Consider the following 527-nt stretch of genomic DNA (forward strand, 5'->3'; position numbering starts at 1 on the left):
TTTTAGTTTAGGTGTATTTATATCTTTTCTATTATATTTGCCATATTTGATTTCAGAGCTTCAAAATAATTTTAATAATTTAAATATGATTTTTACATTAAAGGAAAGTCTTGGCAAATTCACATTTCCTCAAATACATTTTATATTTTTATTTCCTACAAATGAAATGTCATTTTTGTACGGAACTAAGATAGATGCTATTATTAATTTTTGGAAATTATATCCTTTTAAAATTCTAGGAATATCATTCTTATTTATTAGTGTTATTTTCTCGTTTGCTTGCTTTTGCAGGGCTTTATAYTTTTATTTTAATAAAAAATATATTGCTCAATCTAATAATGAAAAAAATATTTTGGAAATGTTTACTATATTTTTATTATTTATTCCAATTACTATAATAATTAATTTGCTTGCTGGAGGAAAAATAGCTGTTGTACATTATTTATATTCTATTTTTGCATTATCTTATATACCAATAATACTATTTTTTATTCAGTTTTCAATKAAAAATAATAATAAATTTTTAT

At 19.8% G+C, this 527-nt stretch carries 1 pseudogene; it reads left to right on the forward strand.

The features are described from left to right. A pseudogene (locus GQX97_RS15030) lies at positions 1–527 on the forward strand (hypothetical protein); the annotation flags it as partial.

The organism is Brachyspira sp. SAP_772 (genome assembly GCF_009755885.1).
GTDB lineage: Bacteria > Spirochaetota > Brachyspiria > Brachyspirales > Brachyspiraceae > Brachyspira.